Annotated in this window: 19 protein-coding genes, 1 pseudogene, 2 riboswitches and 1 other annotated feature; of the genes and pseudogenes, 15 read left to right on the top strand and 5 right to left on the bottom strand. The window is 36.6% G+C overall.

Annotation, left to right across the window (positions count from 1 at the left end):
• Positions 1–7 precede the first annotated feature (7 nt).
• Positions 8–52, bottom strand: a riboswitch (PreQ1 riboswitch).
• 111 nt (positions 53–163) lie between these two features.
• Together MHB48_RS16770 and MHB48_RS16765 are read left to right on the top strand one after the other, a co-directional pair.
• The gene (locus MHB48_RS16770; RefSeq protein ID WP_342599037.1) at positions 164–1,378 is read left to right on the top strand and encodes an MBL fold metallo-hydrolase; all 1,215 of its coding nucleotides are present in this window, start codon (positions 164–166) and stop codon (positions 1,376–1,378) included.
• Entirely contained in the window at positions 1,365–1,607 is a 243-nt protein-coding gene (locus MHB48_RS16765; protein WP_342599036.1) for a DUF3006 domain-containing protein, read from the top strand. Before MHB48_RS16770 ends, MHB48_RS16765 begins: the two co-directional genes overlap by 14 nt.
• 119 nt (positions 1,608–1,726) lie before the next feature.
• Here the strand turns inward: MHB48_RS16765 and MHB48_RS16760 are convergent, their stop codons facing one another.
• The gene (locus MHB48_RS16760) at positions 1,727–2,887 is read right to left on the bottom strand and encodes a polysaccharide deacetylase family protein (protein ID WP_342599035.1); all 1,161 of its coding nucleotides are present in this window, start codon (positions 2,885–2,887) and stop codon (positions 1,727–1,729) included.
• A gap of 537 nt (positions 2,888–3,424) precedes the next feature.
• Between MHB48_RS16760 and MHB48_RS16755 the strand changes: the two genes are divergently transcribed.
• A complete protein-coding gene (locus MHB48_RS16755) occupies positions 3,425–4,435 on the top strand; it encodes an LLM class flavin-dependent oxidoreductase (RefSeq protein ID WP_342599034.1) in 1,011 nt (336 codons plus the stop codon).
• Entirely contained in the window at positions 4,435–5,076 is a 642-nt protein-coding gene (locus MHB48_RS16750; RefSeq protein ID WP_342599033.1) for an NUDIX domain-containing protein, read from the top strand. The genes MHB48_RS16755 and MHB48_RS16750 overlap by 1 nt, the downstream gene beginning before the upstream one ends.
• 16 nt (positions 5,077–5,092) lie before the next feature.
• On the opposite strand, the gene MHB48_RS16745 is transcribed toward MHB48_RS16750, so the two are convergent.
• Both MHB48_RS16745 and dapF read right to left on the bottom strand, forming a co-directional pair.
• Positions 5,093–5,653 carry a 3D domain-containing protein gene (locus MHB48_RS16745; RefSeq protein WP_342599032.1) on the bottom strand — a complete coding sequence of 187 codons (561 nt, stop codon included), beginning with the start codon at positions 5,651–5,653 and terminating at the stop codon, positions 5,093–5,095.
• A gap of 422 nt (positions 5,654–6,075) precedes the next feature.
• Positions 6,076–6,924, bottom strand: coding sequence for a diaminopimelate epimerase (gene dapF, locus MHB48_RS16740; RefSeq protein WP_342599031.1), 849 nt, complete (start codon positions 6,922–6,924; stop codon positions 6,076–6,078).
• 134 nt (positions 6,925–7,058) lie between these two features.
• Between dapF and MHB48_RS16735 the strand changes: the two genes are divergently transcribed.
• Genes MHB48_RS16735 through MHB48_RS16725 form a run of 3 tightly spaced genes read left to right on the top strand, consistent with a single transcriptional unit; the run spans position 7,059 to position 10,112 of the window.
• Positions 7,059–8,090 (top strand): S66 peptidase family protein, encoded by a 1,032-nt coding sequence (locus MHB48_RS16735; RefSeq protein ID WP_342599030.1) that lies wholly within the window; start codon positions 7,059–7,061, stop codon positions 8,088–8,090.
• Between the two features lie 3 nt (positions 8,091–8,093).
• On the top strand, positions 8,094–9,191 hold the full coding sequence (locus tag MHB48_RS16730) for an FAD-binding oxidoreductase (protein WP_342599029.1): 1,098 nt from the start codon (positions 8,094–8,096) through the stop codon (positions 9,189–9,191).
• A gap of 12 nt (positions 9,192–9,203) precedes the next feature.
• On the top strand, positions 9,204–10,112 hold the full coding sequence (locus MHB48_RS16725; protein WP_342599028.1) for a methyl-accepting chemotaxis protein: 909 nt from the start codon (positions 9,204–9,206) through the stop codon (positions 10,110–10,112).
• Between the two features lie 289 nt (positions 10,113–10,401).
• Here MHB48_RS16725 and MHB48_RS16720 read toward each other — a convergent pair whose 3' ends face one another.
• Positions 10,402–11,070, bottom strand: coding sequence for an HAD family hydrolase (locus MHB48_RS16720; protein ID WP_342599027.1), 669 nt, complete (start codon positions 11,068–11,070; stop codon positions 10,402–10,404).
• Positions 11,071–11,149: 79 nt separating this feature from the next.
• Between MHB48_RS16720 and MHB48_RS16715 the strand changes: the two genes are divergently transcribed.
• From MHB48_RS16715 to MHB48_RS16685, 7 genes and pseudogenes are all read left to right on the top strand, one after another.
• Positions 11,150–11,437, top strand: a complete 288-nt coding sequence (locus tag MHB48_RS16715; RefSeq protein ID WP_342599026.1) for a hypothetical protein — start codon at positions 11,150–11,152, stop codon at positions 11,435–11,437.
• Between the two features lie 824 nt (positions 11,438–12,261).
• Positions 12,262–12,363, top strand: a riboswitch (purine riboswitch).
• A gap of 150 nt (positions 12,364–12,513) precedes the next feature.
• A complete protein-coding gene (locus MHB48_RS16710) occupies positions 12,514–13,101 on the top strand; it encodes a xanthine phosphoribosyltransferase (protein ID WP_342601412.1) in 588 nt (195 codons plus the stop codon).
• Positions 13,098–14,381 carry a nucleobase:cation symporter-2 family protein gene (locus MHB48_RS16705; protein ID WP_342599025.1) on the top strand — a complete coding sequence of 428 codons (1,284 nt, stop codon included), beginning with the start codon at positions 13,098–13,100 and terminating at the stop codon, positions 14,379–14,381. Before MHB48_RS16710 ends, MHB48_RS16705 begins: the two co-directional genes overlap by 4 nt.
• 168 nt (positions 14,382–14,549) lie before the next feature.
• Complete coding sequence (locus MHB48_RS16700; protein WP_342599024.1) at positions 14,550–15,839, top strand: globin-coupled sensor protein; 1,290 nt, start codon at positions 14,550–14,552, stop codon at positions 15,837–15,839.
• Between the two features lie 284 nt (positions 15,840–16,123).
• Positions 16,124–17,401 (top strand): MFS transporter, encoded by a 1,278-nt coding sequence (locus MHB48_RS16695; protein WP_342599023.1) that lies wholly within the window; start codon positions 16,124–16,126, stop codon positions 17,399–17,401.
• A gap of 386 nt (positions 17,402–17,787) precedes the next feature.
• Positions 17,788–18,264, top strand: a pseudogene (locus MHB48_RS16690) (NUDIX domain-containing protein); the annotation flags it as partial.
• Positions 18,265–18,348: 84 nt separating this feature from the next.
• A complete protein-coding gene (locus tag MHB48_RS16685; RefSeq protein ID WP_342601411.1) occupies positions 18,349–18,765 on the top strand; it encodes a GNAT family N-acetyltransferase in 417 nt (138 codons plus the stop codon).
• A gap of 162 nt (positions 18,766–18,927) precedes the next feature.
• Here the strand turns inward: MHB48_RS16685 and MHB48_RS16680 are convergent, their stop codons facing one another.
• Positions 18,928–20,292: an aspartate kinase gene (locus MHB48_RS16680; protein ID WP_342599022.1), complete on the bottom strand. Its 1,365-nt coding sequence runs from the start codon at positions 20,290–20,292 to the stop codon at positions 18,928–18,930.
• Between the two features lie 380 nt (positions 20,293–20,672).
• Positions 20,673–20,902 (top strand) — a binding site (T-box leader).
• Between the two features lie 125 nt (positions 20,903–21,027).
• Between MHB48_RS16680 and serA the strand changes: the two genes are divergently transcribed.
• The gene (gene serA / locus MHB48_RS16675) at positions 21,028–22,614 is read left to right on the top strand and encodes a phosphoglycerate dehydrogenase (RefSeq protein ID WP_340923368.1); all 1,587 of its coding nucleotides are present in this window, start codon (positions 21,028–21,030) and stop codon (positions 22,612–22,614) included.
• Positions 22,615–22,974: the final 360 nt, after the last annotated feature.

Genomic DNA, 22,974 nt, shown 5'->3' with positions numbered 1-22,974 from the left:
TATTCATTTCTCCTTAGTTTTTTTACGTGGGAGGTTCTCGAACCACGCTATATTCACAATTGATAATTCTATGACAGGGACGAGAAACTGTCAAGGGAATTAGAAATCTACTAGCAAATAACTATGTTAAAATAAGAGCGGTAACCAAAAAGGAAGGTTTTAAATGAAGTATATATTATCCTCCATCATTACAATGATGATTTTTATGACATTCGGTTGCGCGATAGAAACGCAAACAGAAAACCAAGAGTCGAAAGTGGAGACATCTTCAACTAAAGTAAATGTTGGGAAAGAAATGAGTGTCCATTTTATTGACGTTGGACAAGGAGATTCTATACTTATTCAATCTCCGGAAGGCAAAAACATGCTCATCGATGGTGGGAAGAAGGACGCTGGTAAGCAGGTCGTTTCCTATTTACAAAGTCAAGGAGTAGACGAACTAGATTACGTTATTGCTACTCACCCGGATTCCGATCATATTGGTGGATTACTTGATGTGTTGAACTCCATTTCTGTTAAAAACTTTGTGGATTCAGGAAGAGTACATACTTCACAGACATATGAGGAAATGCTAGAGCTAATAGGTGATAAGAAAGTTCCTTTTATAGTGCCAGTGAAAGGGGATACGATTCCTTTAGATTCTACTATGGAGATCAACGTGTTGAATGCTGGGGAGAATTCCAATGACAATAATGAAGCTTCAATCGTCTTGAAAGTGCAATATGGAAAGATCTCATTTCTTTTAACGGGAGACGCGGATATTGGAGTAGAAAATAGTATGCTAAATCAGTATTACTTGGAATCTACTTTTTTGAAAGCCGGTCATCATGGCTCAGATACCAGTACTTCGGAAGCTTTTATTCGTGCTGTTAAACCTAAAGTTACAATCTTGAGTTATGGTAAAGATAACTCCTATGGTCATCCACAGAAAGAAGTGGTAAATCGAATAAAAAATATAAAGTCCCAGGTCTATGCGACGGCAGAGGTAGGAAATATTATAGTTAAAACTAATGGCGTAGATTATACTATTTCCACGCAAAATAGTCCTGATGAACAAATAGAAAAGACAGCTGTAACCATCACACCAGTAGTGATTTCAAGTAAAGACGTACAGGAAGAAATCGTAGGTATAACAAATGCAGGAAACAAAGCGGTGAATTTAAAAGACTGGAAACTTGTTTCAATCGAAGGTAATCAAGTATATACATTTCCAAATATCAATTTAAGTGCTGGTAAAACAATTTTTATCACGAGTGGTCAGCATGCAAAAGAGGGACAAGGTTATATTAAATGGAACAAAGGACAAATGTGGAGAAATGATGGAGACCCAGCGAGATTAGTAAACGAGAAAGGTGAGATCGTTAGTGAAGTGGAATAAATACACACTAGATCGATTTGAAGGTGACTCAGCAGTATTCCTAAAATATCCAAATGAAACAGAAAACCTACTTATTCATTGCTCGAAGCTAACTGAAAACTTAAAAGAAGGGGACATCGTGCGCATCTCTGGATGGAATGATACATATAAAGTCGAGCTACTCGAAGATGAAACGATGGACCAAAAAGATAAAGTGCGACGATTGCTTGAACAATTGAAAAAAGATTAATGTAGAAAATAGATTCTCTATAAAAGTAAAAAGAAGTGATTCACATGATAGTGAATCACGTTTTTTGTTACAGGAGTATTTCTGGTGCCAGGCACCAGAAATACTCCTGTAACAATTGGTTAAAGGGATGTGTCACGTAGGAAGTTTTGGACGATGTGATGTTCTGGTGTGTATGTTTTGAGCGAATAGCCTTCTTTTTGTAACCACTCGATTATTTGTGGAAGAGCTTTTGTTGTTTGGCTTCGATCATGCAATAGGACGATGATGTCTCTGTCTCCTGATTTGTATGCTTTTTCTACTCCAACTTTCACGTTTTTGACGATCTGGTCAGCTTGTTTGTCGGTGTATTTCCAATCGTTTGAATCAACGTCCCAATCCCATAGTTTATAGCCATTTTTGATCAGCTCATTCTTCATAGCGGATGTAATATGTGGTATGCTTCCATATGGAGTTCGGACGAGTTTTGCATCATTACCAGTCATTTCTTTAACAAGTTTCGTTCCTTCATTTATCTCATTAATGAAGGATTTGGATGATAAGTAAATTTTATTTTTGTCATGTGTCATACTATGTGTACCAATGTAGTGTCCATCATTAACGACTGAATTGATTATAGATGAGTTGTTTTTCATATTATTTCCTAGAAAGAAGAAAGTTGCTAGGGTGTTATATTTTTTTAATGTGGAGTTGTTTATAGCAGTAAATTTATTTGGTCCGTCGTCAAACGTTAAGTAAATAGTTGCTTTTGATTGTCCTTCTGGTTCTGCCGGTTGTGCTGATGTTTGTTTAGCATTCAAGATCTTGTTTATATAAGTTTCGTATTCTTCATGAGACATATGCTCGTAGTCATCTCTGTAAATACGCTGTGTTTTCTGTTTCTGAAAGTATTCTACTTGGAAACCCATTTCACGTGCGATGTATTTAACACTAATAAAAAGTTTACCGTCCACTTTAACAATAGGGGACCAATTGAGTGGATTGTCGTCTTTAGACGTTATATTCGAGACTTCATCATAACTAATTACCATTCCACGTTTCCGAAGGTATGTGATTCCATTTTCTGTTTCAATAGGGATATATAAAAACTTGGAGATTTCTTCAAGCGGAACCTTCGTATCTCTATCTATGACTCTGACATCACTAAAATCTAGCAAACGATCATGGAGTCCAACATGATGAGCTACTGAAATTGTTGCTGCTTGACTAGTAGTTGTACTAATAATAGACATAAATAAAGCAGAGCATATGATGATAAACAATTTTCTAATGACAATAACCACCCGTCTATTATTTTAAACTTCTCATCATAGAAACATATGAATTTTGTAATCCTAGTATGCTTTTATTAAAATAGGCAGTATGAACGTCATTCATATTGTAGAACTTATCATAGGACTCTAAATTGCATGTGAAACCAAAAAAACGTGAATGTTTTAACTCCTAAAGAGGTTACTTTATCTAATTAAAATTAAAGATAGTGGATATCTATAAGATAAGGCAAGGACCACCACGAAGACTCCTGTGGGAACAGCTTGAGCAGAAGACCCCGCAGGAACGAAGTGACGAGGAGGCTGAAGCCAAGCCCACGGAAAGCGAAGTGGTGGTCCTTGCCGAATTTAATATACAACTCTATGCACCAAAAATGAGTTTGTCTACAGTCTGACGTGAATGTTTTAACATTCACGTTTTTCACGTTTGTTTTGGTGCCAGGCACCTGTAATATGTATGTAAAGCTCCAAAGCAGTTATCTAAAATACTAAATAGTATAATGAATTTAAACGATATAGATTTATAGAACGATTGGAGGAGCAATTAGAATGAAACAACCAAAATCATTAGATACTATTCCTTTGTCGGTATTAGATTTATCTGCTGTAGCGGAAGGCTCGACTGTCCGTGATGCGTTTCAAAATAGTATGAGTCTCGCTCAACATGCAGAAAAGTTAGGATATAAACGATACTGGGTAGCCGAACATCATAATATGCCAGGTGTTGCAAGTTCAGCTACTTCTGTTTTAATTGGATATTTAGCGAGTGGAACGAGTACGATACGCATTGGAGCAGGAGGCGTGATGCTTCCAAACCATTCCCCTTTAGTAATCGCGGAACAGTTTGGTACATTGGAATCCATTTATCCAGGGAGAATTGATCTTGGGTTAGGAAGAGCGCCTGGAACAGATATGCTGACTGCTCGTGCTTTACGTAGAGATTTTAGTGCAGCGGATAATTTCCCAGAACTTGTGCAGGAATTGCAATCATATTTTGAGTCTATTGAAGAGAACTCTAGTCGACCAATTATTGCTGTACCAGGACAAGGATTAGAAGTACCAATTTGGTTACTTGGTTCAAGTAATTTTAGTGCGAAGCTAGCCGGTATGATGGGTTTACCATACTCCTTTGCAAGTCACTTTTCACCAGATTACTTAGAGGAAGCATTGCATCTCTATCGTTCATATTTCAAGCCATCTAAGCATTTACAGGAGCCTTATGTGATTGCAAGTTTGAATATAATTGCTGCAGAAACAGATGAAAAAGCTGAATTTCTTGCTACCTCGTTATTGCAACAGTTTTTAGGAATCATTCGAGGGAAGAGAGGAAAAATTCAACCTCCAGCAAATATGGGAGAACTCTGGACAGCGCAAGAAGAGATGATGGTAAACAAGTCTTTAAGAGCACGAATTGTAGGTTCTCCAGAAACTGTGAAATCCAAGCTAGAAGATTTCCTTGCTACTACACAAGTAAATGAAATAATGATTAACTCACCATTATATAACCATCAAGAAAGATTAAAATCATTTGAGTTAATATTTAAGGCGGCTAAACAATAGTGGAAACGGAACAACTTAAAATATTCGATAGAGAGAAAAATCCTATAGGTGTTGCTTCAAGAGAAGAAGTGCATAGATTGGGACATTGGCATGAAACGTTTCACTGTTGGTTTATTAGTAGTGAAGGGGGAAGAGATTTTGTTTATCTTCAGATGCGTAGTGATTCCAAAAAAGACTATCCTGGGTTGTTAGATATTACCGCTGCCGGTCATTTATTGGCTAAAGAAACTGTGCACGATGGTGTAAGAGAAATAGAAGAGGAGTTAGGGGTTAAAGTTGCTTTTCATGACCTATCCTCACTTGGTGTTATTGATTATTCTGTTTATAATGGAGAGCTTATTGATAAAGAGTTTGCACATGTTTTCTTATATGATTGTTCTCTACATTTCAATGATTTTAAACTTCAAGCAGAGGAAGTTTCAGGAATCGTCCGTACAGAATATAAACAATTTGCTTCGCTTTGGATAGGTGAAACGGATGAAATAGAAGTCGAAGGATTTTATGTAGATAATGTAGGGAATAAAAAGAATATGACTAGAATGGTGACAAAGAATCACTTTGTTCCGCACAAAAGCTCTTACTACGAAGCTATAATTCATGGAATACGTACGAATATGAAAAAAAACCAACTTCCGCTATAGAAAGTTGGTTTTTGTTCTATTCCAATATTTTTATCGTTACGTTTTTTCTTCCCCATTTGTAGGCCTCACTTGTAGAGGAGAAAAATACGTCGATTTTATTGCCTTTAATTGCTCCTCCCGTATCACCTGCAATTGCATAGCCATAACCTTCCACATACACTTTCGTTCCAAGTTTAATAACACTTGGGTCAACAGCAATTACTTTGAGATCTGGATTACTTTTTAAGTGAATACCGGTACTAGTGATACCAGAGCAGCCATTACAGTTTGCAGTAAATGCACTTGCAGATACAATAAATTCTTTTACCACTTTATCTTTTGAATCCGATCGAGAAGGATTTTTAGATTTCGCTTTCTTAGTAGAGGCAATCGTTAATTTTTGCTTTGGTTTAATCAGGTTACTATTTAGTTTGTTCCATGATTTTAAGTTATTGATTGATACATTATACGTTTTAGCAATTGAATACAATGTTTCCCCTTTTTGAACAGTGTGTATAGGACTTGCGGCCACACTTTCATTTACTCCACTGACCAATAGTACTATTGAAATGATGAGTGTTCCAAGAATTTTCTTCAAATACACTATCCCCTTGCTATTTAGTCTAATCATATAGTAGCAGTTTTTTATTACAGGAATATTACGACGATTTTCCAATAGCGTTACAAATAAAGATGGTAGATTCTAAATATATGTTTGAATAGATTAGAATATACTAAAGCCTTCCAATTTAATAATGTTGGAAGGCTTTCAGATTTAAAGTATTAAGTTAATCTTTCCATTCTAATAAATATATAATTTACATGGAATAAAGTATAGTTGATTTCCGCTATAGGCGGACGCTTTCCGCGGGGTGAGCGATAAGCCATCACCGCCGCTCACGCGTCGTTTGTGATGTCTTATCTGTCTCACTCATCCCGCTGGAGTCGCCGCCTGCCGCTTCAATCAACAAAGTGACAGTTTCCTTTAGAATTGTTCGTGCTTGTTCATGTAAATTGGAATTATGAAATTGATTCTATAATACCATCAAATACTTTTGTGGCAGGACCTGTCATATAAACACTATCATCTGTATATCGGATAATAAGGTCTCCACCTCGGAGTTTCACTACTATATCCGTGTCTTTATCACAATGCCCGTTTAGAACAGCTGCGACAACAGCTGCGCAGGCTCCTGTTCCACAAGCTAATGTCTCTCCACTGCCTCGTTCCCACACGCGCATGTGTAAAGTATTTCGATTCTCTATTTGAATAAACTCTGTATTCACACTCTCCGGAAACATTGGATGATGTTCAAATTTAGGGCCGGTAATAGGAAGGTTGATAGACTCTATGTCGTCACTGAATATGACACAATGTGGATTTCCCATTGATACAGTTGTTATAGAATATGAAGTATCCTCTATTAAAAGGGAATAATTAATAAGCACCTCTTGATCTTCTACAAGCACTGGAATTGTAGAAGGATCTAAAATAGGACTCCCCATGTCAACGGTAGCTGATACCATCTTCCCGTTTTCTACATGTAGTTCAATAATTTTAATGCCACTTAATGTATCAATTTCTAGCGTTTCCTTCGTAGCAATATTGTGATCATAGACATACTTTGCAACACAGCGAATGGCATTTCCGCACATTTTTCCTTCGCTACCGTCAATATTGAACATGCGCATTTTGGCATCAGCAACATCAGAAGGGCATATTAAAACAATACCGTCTCCACCAATGCCAAAATGACGATCTGAAATAACTCTGCTTAGTTGTTCGGGATGGTCAATGGGGTGTTCAAAGCAATTTATGTAAATATAATCATTACCACAACCATGCATTTTTGTGAAAGGTATACTCATTCTGTCTTTGCCCTCTTCCATTTATAGGTACAATATGTTCTATTATAAATATACGTAAGTAAAAGGGTCAATGGAAACAAATGTGAAACAAATAGAATATTTGAATTATAATGGAATGAAAAGGAGTGTTTGTTATGCTAATAAAACCAAAAATGCTTCAAGCTGGAGATAAAGTGGCTACGATTAGTTTGTCGTGGGGTGGGGCGGGCGAGCCGGATATAAAGTGGAGATATGAACAGGGTGTTGAAAGACTAGAAAAAGTGTTTCAATTAGAAGTTGTTTCTATGCCTAATAGCTTAAAGGGATCTGACTATCTATATGAAAATCCAAAGGCACGTGCAGAGGATTTAATGAATGCTTTTAAGGATCCGACGATAAAAGGAATCATTTCTAATATTGGGGGAAGTGATAGTATTCGACTTCTACCATATATTGATTTTGATGTCATTCGAGATAATCCAAAGGTCTTTATCGGGTATTCGGATTCTACTGTGACGCACTTATTTTGCCATAAAGCAGGGATATCATCATTTTATGGTCCTTCTGTGTTAATGGACTTTGCTGAAAATGTGGAGATGTATCCATATACGGTGGAAGCTTTGAAAAAAACTTTATTCTCCACTGAAGTAATTGGAGAAGTAGAACCAGCGCTTGAGTGGACGAGTGAACGTTTACTATGGGTTATTGAAAATAAAGACAAACAGAGACAAATGACTTCGAATAGGGGCTATGAGGTACTGCAAGGCTCTGGAGTAGTGCAAGGGAAATTAATCGGAGGATGTATTGAAGTGTTAGAATTTGCTAAAGGGACATCGCTTTGGCCAGAAAAATCTTATTGGAAAGATAGCATCTTATTCTTTGAAACATCGGAAGATATGCCGGAACCAACTTTTATTGAGTATTGGTTGCGGAATTACGGTTCCCAAGGAATTTTACAACAAGCAAAAGGAATTATTTTTGGTAAGCCTCAAAATGAGAAATATTATGAGGAATATAAAGAGTCTATTTTAAGAATTATGAAGGAGTTTGATTTAAACGAGTTACCGATTCTTTATAATTTGAACTTTGGACATACGGAACCGAAATTCGTTCTTCCTTATGGAGCGCTGGCAGAAATAAATTGTGATCATGTAACGTTTTCTATTTTAGATAGTGGAGTTGAGTAATAAATGTCTTCTTATATTGTTGTAGGTGGTGGGATTTTAGGTGCTTCCACTGCCTATCATCTTGCTAAGTATAATGTCAAAGTAACACTAATCGATCGTATGGATCGTGGACAGGCATCTGCAGCTGCTGCGGGAATTATATGCCCATGGATATCACAGCGAAGAAATAAAAAATGGTATGAACTTGTGAAAAATGGTGCGAAATATTACAAGGAACTTGTCGAAGAGCTTGGAGCTTTAGGGGAAACATCCACTGGTTACAAAAAAGTAGGAGCAATTGCGCTTCACACGGATGAGAAAAAGCTACTAAAAATGTTAGAGCGAGCTTTGGTAAAGCGAACGGATGCACCGGAGATAGGGGAATTAAAAATACTAACACCTGCTGAGACGAAAGAGCTTTTTCCACTTATATCAGAAGACTTTTCTTCCCTCTATGTAGAAGGAGCAGCACGAGTAGACGGTCGAGAAATGCGTGATGCTTTAATTCGAGGGGCAAAAAAGCTAGGAGCAGAAATAATTTACGGAAATGCGGAGTTTTCAAATGGTGTTTTATTAGTAGACGGAATCCCTTTAGAAGCGGAAGGGATTATCTTAACTGCTGGGGCTTGGGGGAACGAACTGCCTTCCAAACTAGGATTCCAAATGAACGTAAGTTCTCAGAAGGCTCAAATTATGCATTTTAAAATAGAAAATGATGCGACAGGGGATTGGCCAGTGGTTTTGCCACCGACAAATCAGTACTTGCTTACATTCGATCATGGAAAAGTAGTGGCGGGTTCTACGTATGAGGAGAATACTGAATTTAATACCGATGTAACAGAAGAAGGAGAAAAAGAGTTGCTTTATAGTGCGAAAAGTATTGCTAATTCTCTAAAAAATGTAAAAATAGAAGAAGTAAGAGTTGGGTTTCGACCATATACACCAGAATTTCTGCCAGTGATTGAAAAGCTATCTGGATTCGAGAATATTTATTTTGCCAATGGATTAGGTGCATCGGGGTTAACTGCTGGTCCTTTCGTAGGATCAGAACTTGCTCGGCTTGTGTTAGGGAAAGAGACTGTACTTGATTTGTCCGATTATGCATCAATTGAAACTATTTAGGGGGTAGGGGAAATGAATTATTCACAAGTAGAAGAAGTAAATGATATGACGGTGGTAGAGGCACTGGAGAAAAATTTAGCGATTATTCGTTTTGACAAGAACCGACGAGTGGCTTATGTAAATGATAATTTTGCTATCGAGCTAGGGTATAAAGCAAGTGAAGTGATGGGCATGCATCACAAAGAGTTTTGTTTTCCTCAGTTCGTTAGTAGTATGGAGTATGAAAAGTTTTGGAAAGATTTATTTGCAGGAAAGTCATTTTTCAATAAAGTAGAAAGAAAAGATAAACAAGGAAATAGTGTTATGTTTGAAGCGTCCTATATGCCGATTTTTAGCGGGAGTGGCCAAGTATTAGGCGTAACAAAAGTAGCAACCAATGTAACGGAGCGTCATCAAATTTTGCAAGGTTTGACAGAAGAGCTAAAAGAAATGTCAGAGGGTTTAAGTACTCGAGCAGAAGCGGGAATAAAAAGAAATGAAGAACTTCTACAAAGAATTGATGAAATTGCTAACGGTTCTAAAGAAAATACTGCTACTTTAGAAAGTTTAAAAGTACAAGCTGATTCTATTCGGGGAATTGTGCAAACGATAAGAGAAATTGCAGCACAAACGAATTTACTAGCTTTAAATGCAGCAATTGAAGCAGCTCGCGCTGGTGAACATGGACGTGGATTCAATGTTGTTGCTCAAGAAGTTCGCAAGCTTGCAGGGAGAGTAGAAGCATCTATAGTAGAGGTCCGTGAAAATATTGAAGGCATTACAAAACAAGTAGACAAAGTGACGACAAGTAATAGTAACTCCCAGGCTAGTATTGAGAAAAGCCAAGAGGAAATTCGCATAGCGTTAGAAGAATTTAAAGATATTTCGAGAGCGTCGGAAAAACTAGAAGCACAAACCGCCGATTTTAGTAAACTTATTTAAAAATTGGCTATGTTAACGATCATGTTGTTATCTGCCGAAAACCCGCTCGTTCTCCGCGGAAGAACTGCCAAGCATCCTCGGGGCAACAGAAAGTTGGTCACGAATCCATTTCCACATAGATGTGGCGAATTTAGGATTTGTTCCTATAAACCCGCTTGGGGGTATTGGCAGCCCGTTTTTCCTAGGAGTCTCACCGATTTTCGTCACAAATTATATGCTTCTAAAACAACCGCCTAGTTTAACAGAGCCTGAAAATTAGTTTCTATTGCTAGTATCTAAAAGGTTCACGTTAGGTTGCATCATTGGGATTGAGCATAATAGGTATAATTTCAGCAAGGTCGTCGATGATGTAATCAGCCTTTACATCATTCCACTGATCATCTTTTTTCCAGATAGTTTGTAAACCGACTTTTTTGGCAGCTTCTATATCATTTATTGGGTGATCTCCAACGAAAATGGTTTCGTTAGCCCGGACATCTAATTGTTGCAAAGCCTTTTGGAAAATGGAAGGATCGGGTTTTTTTATTCCTTCCCATTCCGAAATAAGAATAGTATCGAAGTATGATTGGATACCTAAAGCAACTATATTATCCATTTGAAATTGTCCTTTTCCATTGGTGATCATTCCAATTAAAATGGATGATTTTTTTAATGTTTCAAGCATTGAAATTAGATTTGGAAACGGCACACAATAAAGATGAAAGCATTCTATATAGTCTTCTAAAAGATCACTTGTTGAAATTCCTTTAATATGAAAATGCTTTATCAAACTTTCATAAACTAAATCTTTCCACACATAGCCTCTACAATCTAGCTCGATAAACCTCTCGCAAAATTGCTCTTTTGGAATATGGGAAAGGTGCATATAAAACCGATCATATTGCGCTGTAATAAACTGTTTTACTGATTCATCCCTATTTAATAATGTCCCGTCTAAATCGAATATTATTGCCTTCACTAAATATCCCCCCTGTTCATTCTGAATAGATCTTATAGAAACATGTTACACTAGACAATGGTATAGGAGGTGCATTTTTTTGAGCGAATATTTCATTATTTATATTGAAATTGAACGAAAGATAGATTTTTATTATCAAATGCAGCATATTGAAACACAATTTGAACTCCGAATGACTATGGACGAAATAATTTCAGAACGTAATCAGTTTAAACTTCAACATGTTTATGATATTTCACATAAGCCCTTTTCTTTTGGTGGCGGCATCTTATATTTACATACAAATCAAGGCGTCTTTTCTTATAAAATTCAAGATAATCCTGCAACCTTTATCCATGCATTCAAGTCGTTGAAGACAGAAAATTAGAAAGCCAAAAGAGAAAATGAAACGGGGCTGTCCAATAAGCCCATAAATTGAAGCAGGTGAAGAAAAACGAGTCTTTTTCTACACCTGTTTTTTTGTAGGCAATTGATTGTAGTGGAAGACGGCGACTCCTGTGGGAATAGCAGATGTTTTCTACACCGAAAGCGTCCGTCTGGAACGGAAATCAATACATTGGAAAAGGGACCATCTCTCTCTTTAGGGACAGCCCCTTTGTTTCGTCACACGTGTTGATTAACCAAAAGTACCCAGTAAATTGCTTATTAAAATGGTGATAACACATTAGGCACTCTATGTATAGGTGCTTTTGGAGTGCTTAGAACTGATCGAGTTCTACACCATAATCGAGAATTCTTGATGCGAAAGGGATGCGACAAAGTCGCATCCCTTTCGCATTTTTTCGATAATCGTGTGGCATTCGTTCGTCCGTCAATCTCCATAGCTACTAGTAATAGAAGTGCCAAAGCTTTTGGAACTGAAAGAATAGCTACTTTCCTATTTATGATAGTAAGAAGCCAAAGATGCAATACGGGATGATCGAAAATAGTAACGCAGTCACTTCCTCCTACACTTAGCCCTCGGTAATGATGTAGTGATTTTTTCGTCCAAAGCGACCAAAAACGTACAAGTGCAACATGGGATCCTTGCGCATTTCTTGTGAAATTTTAATGGGGCAAATTGGATAATCAACAACCGTGATTTTTTGTGTTTGTTTGGGTGCCAGTCACCAGTGGTTCGGACTGAATTTTATGAATCATTAAATATATTTTGAGGTCATTGTAATTGAAAATCGTCATGCTATAATGAAAACTATTCTAATAGCATTTACTCATATAATCGCAGGAATATGGCCTGCAAGTTTCTACCGGCTTACCGTTAATAAGCTGACTATGAGTGGCGATGAGATAATAGGATTGTGGCATCTTTGCCATGATTTCTTTTATTTCCATTCGATTTTACAAGCTCGAATGGCATTCAACCACTCAAAGTATGAGAGTGGTTGAATGTCGTTTGAGCTTTTTTGTTTATCAAAAATTATGATGGTGAAGGGATTGGCAATTATGAAATTATTGAAGGATAAAATTATCCAAGAAGGAAAAGTGTTATCAGAAAATGTGTTGAAAGTAGATTCTTTTCTAAATCATCAAATTGATCCTGTTTTAATGAAAGCGATAGGAGAGGAATTTGCTAATCGCTATAAAGATGCAGGAATTACAAAAGTATTAACGATTGAAACTTCTGGTATCGCCCCTTCCATGTTTGCTGCTTTAACATTTGGAGTTCCAGTTGTTTTCGCTAAAAAATCCAAATCGTTGACTCTATCAGATAACTTATATACTTCCAAAGTGCATTCCTTTACAAAGGGTGTAACAAATGACATTTCCATTTCGAAAGATTTCCTAGAAAGCGATGATGTCGTGTTAATCATTGATGACTTCTTAGCGAATGGACAAGCGGTACTTGGGTTACTTGATATCCTTGAACAAGCAAATGCAAAAACTGCTGGAGTAGGAATTGTCATTGAAAAAGGATTCCAAACAGGTGGTAGCATTATTCGCGAACGTGGAATTCGAGTAGATTCACTTGCGAATATTAAATCGTTAGCAAATGGAAAAGTGGAATTTTTTGAGGAGAGTTCCGCTAAATGAACAACACCTTGAGAAATACGACACTTGGTATTCAACATCTCCTTGCCATGTATGCAGGAGCGGTAATGATTCCTTTAATTGTTGGTGGATCGTTAGGTCTTCCACCCGAACAATTAACCTATCTAGTTGCTATTGATATTTTAATGTGCGGTATTGCAACAATATTGCAAGTAATGAGTAATCGCTTTTTTGGTATCGGACTTCCTGTTGTATTAGGATGTACATTTACTGCTGTAGGGCCGATGATCGGCATTGGACAACAATATGGCATTTCCTCTATTTATGGTGCAATTATTGTTTCTGGGATTATTGTTGTACTTATAAGTGGATTTTTTGGTCAACTGGTGAAGTTCTTTCCACCTGTCGTAACTGGTTCAGTTGTTACCATTATTGGGATTACCCTTATTCCTGTTGCGATTAATAATATGGCTGGAGGCCAAGGAGAAAGTGATTTTGGATCGGCTTCAAATGTTACATTAGCGTTTGTTACATTACTTTTTATTGTGTTATTGTATCGTTTTTCTACAGGATTTATTAAATCTATTTCTATTTTACTAGGACTAGTTGCTGGAACGATTTTAGCGATCTTTATGGGAAAAGTAGATTTCACGGCAGTGAAAGAGGCTGACTTTTTCCATATGGTGTACCCTTTTTACTTTGGAACACCAACTTTTGACTGGTCACCAATTATAACAATGACTCTAGTAGCGCTAGTTTCATTAGTAGAATCAACAGGTGTTTATTTTGCACTTGGAGATATAGTAGATAAGAAGATAACCAAGAAAGATTTGTCAAAGGGATATCGTGCAGAAGGTATTGCTGTATTACTAGGTGGTATTTTCAATTCATTCCCATATACAACTTTTTCTCAAAACGTAGGACTCTTGCAAATGTCAGGAGTTAAGTCGAAAAACGTTATTTATATTACAGGTGGTATGCTAATCGCACTTGGGTTCATTCCTAAAATTGCAGCTATTACTACGATTATCCCGTCATCCGTATTAGGTGGAGCAATGCTAGCAATGTTTGGAATGGTAGTTGCACAAGGTATTAAAATGCTTAGTAAAATTGTGGCGGACTCCCAAGATAATTCTATGATTATTGCTTGTTCAATCGGTATGGGGCTAGGGGTATCCGTAGTTCCAGATTTATTTGTATCTCTTCCAGCAGGAATTCAAATTTTGACAAGCAATGGGATTGTTGCAGGAAGTATGACTGCTATCATATTGAATATATTATTCAATATGCTACCTTCTAAGAAAGTAAATAAGTTTAATTAGTACGAGCACGAAGGTTCATACGCCTTCGTGTTTTTTTGTGCCTAGATTCTAAAGTTCTATTAGTGGGTGTGACAAAAGTCACTGTATTAATATGGAAAATTTGCTAGCATAATAATTAGGGGTGGCTTTATTGCTAATAGAATATGCTTTAAAGAAAAGGGGAATGTTATGTTTACAAAAAAAGGGTCAAAAGTTATTCCTGTGAAAAATTTGGGAAGTTTTGTATCAAAGCTAGAAGTGACAAATGAAGAGAGCTTGAAGCAATTAGGATTAATAAATTTACTAAAGGACGATCTTTTATTGTTGAAACAAATGGAGCAACTAATGATAGTGCATACTCCTATAGCAGTGCACTCCTTTTATGATTCCATAATGGGAAATGAAAAATTAGTTGAAATAATAAATAAACATAGCTCTCGCATGCGTTTAGAACAGACATTAACACGTCATATTAGTGAATGGTTTCATGGAATAATCGACGATGAATACATCGATAGAAGAGTAAAAATAGCTAAAATGCATGTACATATTGGGTTGGAAACTAAATGGTATTTAGCAGCGTGTCATAATTTGCAAAGCAGCTTTATAAAGCGTATTTTGGAAATGGAACTACCTAAGGAACAAGAAATTGCTTTCGTAGATTCTATTAGCAAAATAATGAATTATGAACAACAGTTAGTAGTGGAGGCATATGACATCTACTGCGCAGAGCAAGCGAAGGGAAAAGAAGAAAATATTAAACGAATAATTAAAGAAACATTAGGCGGTATAGTAACTACTTTAGAAGTGCAATCATTAGAAACCAGTACTGCTGTTGAAGAGCTAATAGCAACGTCTCAAGAATTAATGGATGAGGTTTCAAACGGAATTGAAGCTTCTATCCGAACTATTTCAACTTCTGAACAGGGTAAAGAAACCGTACAGATTCTAACTGATAATACAAAGGAAATATATAATAGAACATCCTCTATGTCTGGTATGATAAAAAAATTAAATCAATCATCCGATGAAATATTAAATGTAGTTAATATTGTGAAAGATATTGCTATAAAAACAAACTTGCTTGCACTAAACTCTGCGATTGAAGCCGCAAGAGCAGGTGAATACGGAAAAGGTTTTGCCGTCGTAGCTGATGAAGTGCGTAAACTAGCAGTACAAACAAAAAGCTCCGTTGAACAAATAGATCAACTAGTTGGAGAATCTAATGAAGCACAAAAAGAAGTTGTAGGAGCAATTCATATTGTGCAGGAATTGGCCAATCTTGGTTTAATAGAAAGTGAACAGACTGCACAAGCCTTTTCCAATATTTCTACCATGATACAAGAAATAGCTACTGATTCAAAAGTTGTGGGAACAGAAATAAATGACTTAACTGTTGCAATGAAGTCAATCGGAGAAGCATCTCTGCATGTTTTAGAATCCGCTAAGTTATTAGATGATACCATCAAGGAGATATAACAAGACTGCCATTACAAATCCTAATTGTTTAATTAAATGAAACCGAAAAGTCGTAAACCTAGTTAAGGTGTTCGACTTTTTTTATTTTTCTCGATTGTGTAGGAAATGTTCTCAGTTATTGAAAAGCGGTCGCGATAATAAGCAAATTTAGTCTCTTTGATCCATATATTTAAAATGAAAAGGCAATATTCCCAGTAAAATGTTTGTAAATTTTTAAATATTCTATTTCGTATAACGAATTAATATGGTAGGATAGTTGAATCTAGAGATGTGAGGACAAGCTTATGAGAATTAGAGATTGGGATCGAAGTTTAAAGGTCCGCTTATTTGGAGAGTTTTTTAGTAATTTAAGTTTTTGGATGGTGTTTCCTTTTCTCGCAATATATTTTGCGGATGAATTTGGAACGAGTATGGCCGGGATATTACTAGTTATATCACAGGTGTTCTCGGTTGGCGCTAACTTAATTGGAGGATATTGTGCAGATAGATTTGGCCGTCGAACAATGCTATTCTTTTCGGCGACTGCTGAAGGGTTAGCGTTTGTTTTATTCGCTTTTGCTAATTCCCCATGGTTGGATTCGCCGATGTTAAGTTTTGTGGCGTTTACGATAGCCGGCATGTGCGGATCATTTTATCATCCAGCAAGTCAAGCGATTGTAGCGGATGTAGTTCCAGAGAATGAAAGAAGTACCGTGTTTTCGGTATTTTACACATCTATCAATATTTCGGTTGTGATTGGTCCGATTGTTGGAGCAGTTTTATTCTTCAATCATCGCTTCCTACTTTTATTAGTTTCTGGTATTATTTTCTGTTTGGTTGGGCTAGCCATCCGATTGATGACCGAAGAAACATTACCAGAAGATGTGAAGAAGCAGCTTGCTAATAATGGAACGAATAATTGGATGCAAGTAGTTGTGAAGCAAGTAAAAGCATACGGCTTAATAGTAAAGGATAAGGTGTTTTTTCTATTTGTCATTGCCGGGATATTACTTGCCCAAACGTATATGCAGTTGGATATGTTAATACCTGTCTATATGAAAGATGTAATTGATCGTCAGGTTTTAGGAGAATTATTTAATCGGGAATGGGCAGTTACGGGGGAAGGCTCATTTGGTATTTTATTATCAGAGAATGGTTTGTTAGTCGTATTGTTTACTGTTTTTGTTACAAGATGGATGTCCAAGTATCCAGAGAAATGGGTGTTTTTCTTCTCCTCGTTTTTATATGCGATTGCGATGCTTATTTTTCCAATGACCGCAAACTTTTGGGTTTTCCTTATTGCCATGGTGGTATTTACATTTGGAGAATTAGCGACGGTTGGTTTACAAGAAAGTTTTGTTTCTAAATTAGCGCCGGAGGATATGAGAGGACAGTATTTTGCTGCAGCCAGCTTGCGTTATACAATTGGACGCACAATAGCTCCACTCGTGTTCCCGCTTGTCACGTGGATTGGTTTTACTTGGACCTTTGTAATTTTGGCTGTGTTAGCGTTAATAAGTGGATTTATTTATTTACTAACGTTTAAAGAATATAATAAAAGACAAAAAGAACTAACCACTTAAATTGGACAAGGGGTGATCTCATAACGAGATCACCCCTTGATTTTTTTATATGGTAACGCATAAGTTTTGAAGTCAAATATCATTCCGAAAAAATCGGAGAATAATTATCCATGAAAGACTCATCTTTCAATGCCGCGGTAAATTGTTCCACTGGTTGCCTTCTAACCTAAGCAACGTAAACCCTACCTTCTTTTACGTCCTTGCGACCCTGTAGTCGCTCCAGTGTGAATAAGTATGTTCAAAAACACATAAAGCAGAATGCCAAAATTCTTAATTTATGCACTACCAAAATTGTTAACATCCTTTATCTTCTCATATTATTAAGGTATTGTCAATAATTTTATGATATACTAACTCAACCAAAATGAAATAAAGAGGGTGAGAGAATGGAAGTTTGGGATATTTTTAATGAAAATCGAGAAAAGACAGGGAAGACTCATATTAGGGGAGAGGATATGCTACAAGGTGATTTTCATCAAGTTGTGCATGTTTGGATTATGAATGAAGAAGGGCAATTATTAATCCAGCAACGACAGCCTTGGAAGAAAGGGTGGCCTAATATGTGGGATTGTGCTGCTGCAGGTTCTACCCTTACAGGGGAAACAACTGAAATGGCAGCAATACGAGAGACGAAAGAAGAGCTTGGCATCGATTTGCAGATGGAAAAAGCGGAAATATTATTTACAGTCAAGTTTTCAAGAGGGTTTGATGATAATTTCCTTGTGAAACAAAACGTAGATGCTTCTGAATGGAAGCTTCAATATGAAGAAGTTGCTGATGCTAAATGGGCGACAATGGATGAAATTAGAGCGCTAGTTCAAAGTGGAGAATTTATTCCGTATCATATACTGGACACACTGTTTGAAATTATACAGTCAAAAATCTCATTGAAAAAAGCAACGACGCAAGATGCAGAAGAATTATATGCACTTCAGAAAAAAGTGTTCATGCCGCTTTATGAAAAATACGAGGACCATGAAACAAGTCCTGTATTACAATCGTTTGAAAGGTTTACCGAACGATTGCAAACTGGGGATTTCTTTAAAATATATGAGGGAGATTCTTTAGCTGGAAGTGTCCATGTATATCGTAAATCGTCTGGATTCATGCGATTACATATGATAAATATTTTAGATGAGTTTCAAGGGAAAGGTATTGCCCAAAAGGTGATGAGCCGACTTGAAATTATGTACCCTGAAGCGAATAGTTGGGAATTGGACACCATATTACAGGAAGAAAAGAACTGTTATATATATGAAAAAATGGGCTATGTTCAAATGAACGACCCAAAGAAAATAAATAATAAAATGTCCATTGTTCACTACATTAAAAAAACTAATTTGAATCAATTGAAAGCATTGTAAACAGATTACGACGGAAAAGGAAGAAGAATGTATATTATAGAAAAGCACTGGAGCTCCCGAAATTGTATCTTCGGGAGCTACTAAATGAGTATTTTCAGTCCAAAACCCTTCGGAAACAAATAAGAACAAGGTGTTTTAATAATTGCACTTATGCGTTTTCTATTATCTCACTGTAGCAGGTGCAAAAAATTCGTTATAAAGCTCTCGCAATATTTTATTTTCACTACTTTTATGAACACCAAAAGCTAAGCTTGCTTCCGAGGAACCTTGGTTGATCATTTCTATGTTTGCACCAGTTCTAGAAATTGCTGTCGCTGCACGAGCAGCAAGTCCTGTGTTATTATTCATCCCTTCCCCTACTAAAACAATCATTGAAAAATCATGACGGAAATGAACATCCTCTGCATGTAATTCTTCTATCACGCGAGTTAAAATTCTTTGTTCTTTTTCTGGGTTAAGCTGATGACTTCTAAAAATAACGGAAATATCATCTAATCCTGAAGGTGTGTGCTCATAGGAAATGTGTTCTTCTTCTAAAATTTGTAGTAGCTTTCTGCCAAACCCAATTTCTCGGTTCATCAAATATTTACTCACATAAAGAATAGAGAAACCACTATCAGCAGCTATTCCGGTAATAGGTCGGTGTTTCCCTTTTCTTTCTGCGACAATTCTAGTCCCAGGTGAAGAAGGGTTATTTGTGTTTTTAATACAAACTGGAATTCCTTTTTTGTAAACAGGCATTAGTGCTTCATCGTGAAAAACAGTGAATCCCGCATAGGAAAGCTCTCGCATTTCGCGATAAGTTATTTCTTCAATTTCTAATGGACTGTTTACAACTTTAGGATTTGCAGAAAAAACAGAGTCTACATCTGTGAAGTTTTCATATAGATCAGCTTGAACGGACGCTGCTAAAATAGAGCCAGTGATGTCTGATCCACCTCTATCAAATGTACGAAGCAAACCATCCTTTGTATATCCAAAAAATCCTGGAAAAACGACAATTTCAGAAGTTTTCTTTAAGTTACTAAGGTTTTCATATGCTTCGGGTAATGCCATTGCTCGTTCTGGATAGTCATTTACTACGAGTCCGGCAGCCTGTGGACTAACATACTGAGCGGATAATCCAATGCTTGTAAAATATGTAGAGATAAGCTTCGCGTTATTATCTTCGCCACTTGCTTTAATAGAATCAATAAATAATTCCATGTTTGACTGATCTTTTGAAATACGCACTCGTAAGTCTTCCTCAATTACGTCACTGATCGTTTGATCTAAATTAAGTCCTGCTGCAATCTCCTTGTACCGATTTAATACATGATCTAGCTTTGATTCAACTTCTTTCTCATTTAGTACCGCATCAGCAAGGTCGATTAATAAATCCGTCACTTTTTTATCTGAGTCAAATCGTTTACCTGGGGCAGAAACAACAACAAACTTTCTAGTTGGATCCGCTTGGATAATTGCAGCTACCTTTTTTATTTGTTCTGCATTTGCCACCGATGTTCCACCAAATTTACTCACTTTCATCTCATCATATCCTTACTTTTAGATTGTTGATGTATTCCTGGGAAAAACAAATGATTTTATACAGTGTACAAATTATAAAGGTTGACGTCAATATTTTTTCATAAATAGTTAAAAGATATTTGCAGTTATTATGGATGATTTTTTTAAAAAATAGATTAAAGTTCGTGAATTACTACTCGTTTATAAATATTATCTATTTAATTATTCGAAATTACAATAAAAACACGAATGATATTTTTAAAAAAATAAATATAATTAACCGAAACTGCGTAATATCAGGCTTTTTTTTGATTCTAAAATAATGATAGCGTTTTCAAGTTTTTTAACTATATTGACAATTAAAAAGACAGTGCGTATGATGAATTTAATCAAATAAAACTTAAACAATTTTGACGGAGATAGGCTTACATTTTGAAATCTAAAGAGAGCTGATGGATGGTGCAAATCAGTGATTTTACATGTGAAGTAGCACTCTTGAATTGGTGAGCTGAATAACTAAGTAGGTTCATTCGTAAATGCGCGTTAAGCATATGAAATAAGAAGCTGCAGATTATTTGCAGTAAATTTGGGTGGTACCGCGTGAGTTTTTTACAAGCTCTTCGCCCCTTACATTTATGTAGGGAGCGAAGGGCTTTTTTTGTTTTTCCAAAATAAGGATGAACAAGTTGGGGTTGTCTAGAAAATGAAATAGGCAAAGTATCAATAGTAAAACAACAACAGAAGGAGAGAATAATAATGGCATATAATATTTTAATCAGCGATCCACTAAGTGAAGATGGTATTTTCCCTTTAAGACAAGCAGAAGGTTTTAACATTGTTGTAGATACAAACTTAACACCAGAGGAACTTGCAGAAAAAATTGGTGAATTTGATGCTTTACTAGTACGTAGTCAAACACAAGTAACTCGTGAAATTATTGAAAAAGGAACGAACTTAAAAATCATTGGTCGGGCAGGAGTAGGGGTAGATAATATTGATATACCTGCTGCCACTGAACGTGGAATTATTGTTGTAAATGCACCAGACGGTAACACTAACTCTGCTGCAGAACATACAATTGCGATGCTGATGTCCCTTGCTCGTAATATCCCTCAAGCTTTCCATGCATTGAAACATAAAATATGGGACCGTAAAACATTTATTGGGGTAGAAGTGAAGAACAAAACATTAGGTGTTGTTGGTTTTGGTAGAATTGGACAGGAAGTAGCTGCTCGTGCAAAAGGTCAACGTATGAATGTTATTGCTTACGACCCATTCTTAACAGCAGAGAAAGCAGAAAAATTAGGTGTTCAATTCGGTACGGTGGAAGACGTAATCAAAGCAGCAGATTTTATCACTGTGCATACACCACTTTTAAAAGAAACTCGTCATTTAATTAATAAAGAAGCATTTGAAAAAATGAAAGACGGCGTTCAAATTATCAACTGTGCCCGTGGTGGGATTATCGATGAGGATGCACTATACGATGCGATTGTTTCTGGTAAAGTTGCTGGAGCAGCACTTGATGTATTTGAAGAAGAGCCATTTGTTGAGCATAAGTTACTGGAATTGCCACAAGTGATTGCTACACCTCACTTAGGTGCAAGTACTGTAGAAGCACAAGAAATAGTTGCAATCGATGTTTCTTATGATGTAGTTAGCTTCCTACAAAATGGAGTCGTAAAAAATCCAGTTAACCTTTCATCTGTGCCAAAAGATGTTTTAGCTAAAATTGAACCTTTCTTTAATTTAGGAGAACAGTTAGGTTCATTTTTAAGCGATTTAGCGGACGGAGTACCAGAAGAAGTAAACATTACCTATTCTGGAGAGCTAGCAAATTTAGATACACGTCCATTGTCACGTAATGCAGTAAAAGGCCTTCTGAAAAGTAAGCTAGGGGAATCTGTAAACGATGTAAATGCTAAATTCCTTGCAGACCGCCTTGGTATTACAGTAAATGAACTGAAAACACCGAAATCAAAAGGATTTACTAGTTTAATAACAGTGGAAGTGAAAACTTCAACAGGAACAAGAAAAGTGTCTGGTACGTTATTAAATGGACTAGGAGGTCGAATTGTACGTGTTGATAACTTTATCGTAGACGTTGTACCTACTGGATATTTATTATTCATCCGACATAAAGATCAACCAGGGGCAATCGGACGCGTAGGAACACTTCTTGCGGAAGAAGGAATCAATATCGCAGCGATGCAAGTGGGACGTTCTGAAGTAGGTGGAGATGCAATTATGATGCTTTCTATTGATAAGCATGTAGAAGATACTGGCATCGAAAAGTTAAAAGGATTAGCTGATATCTATGATGCAACGCCGATAGCTCTATAAAAGGCTCTGTTTTCTTGTACTGTTTTTTAGCAGATAATTTGCGGTAGATTCCTGCGGGAAGTTAGTGGATTCTACTAAATAACTATATTTAGTTTAACAGTGTCATAATAAAGGAGGGGCTGTCCCTAAAGTCATTTAGTGACTGAGAGATGGTCCCTTTACCAATGTATTGATTTCCGTTCCAGACGGACGCTTTCCGCGGGCATGGCTTCAGTCTCCTCGTCGCTTTCGCTCCTGCGGGGCCATCAGCTCATGCTATTCCCGCTGGAGTCGCCGTCTTTCACTACAATCAATTGCCTACAAAAAATAGTAGTATAAATAAAAAGTATACAAAAGTCAGGTGTAGAAAAAGACTCGTTT

The sequence above is a fragment of the Psychrobacillus sp. FSL H8-0483 genome, from assembly GCF_038637725.1.
Taxonomy (GTDB): domain Bacteria; phylum Bacillota; class Bacilli; order Bacillales_A; family Planococcaceae; genus Psychrobacillus.
Note: the sequence above shows the minus strand (reverse complement) of the source record. Positions and strands in the feature narration are given on the sequence as shown.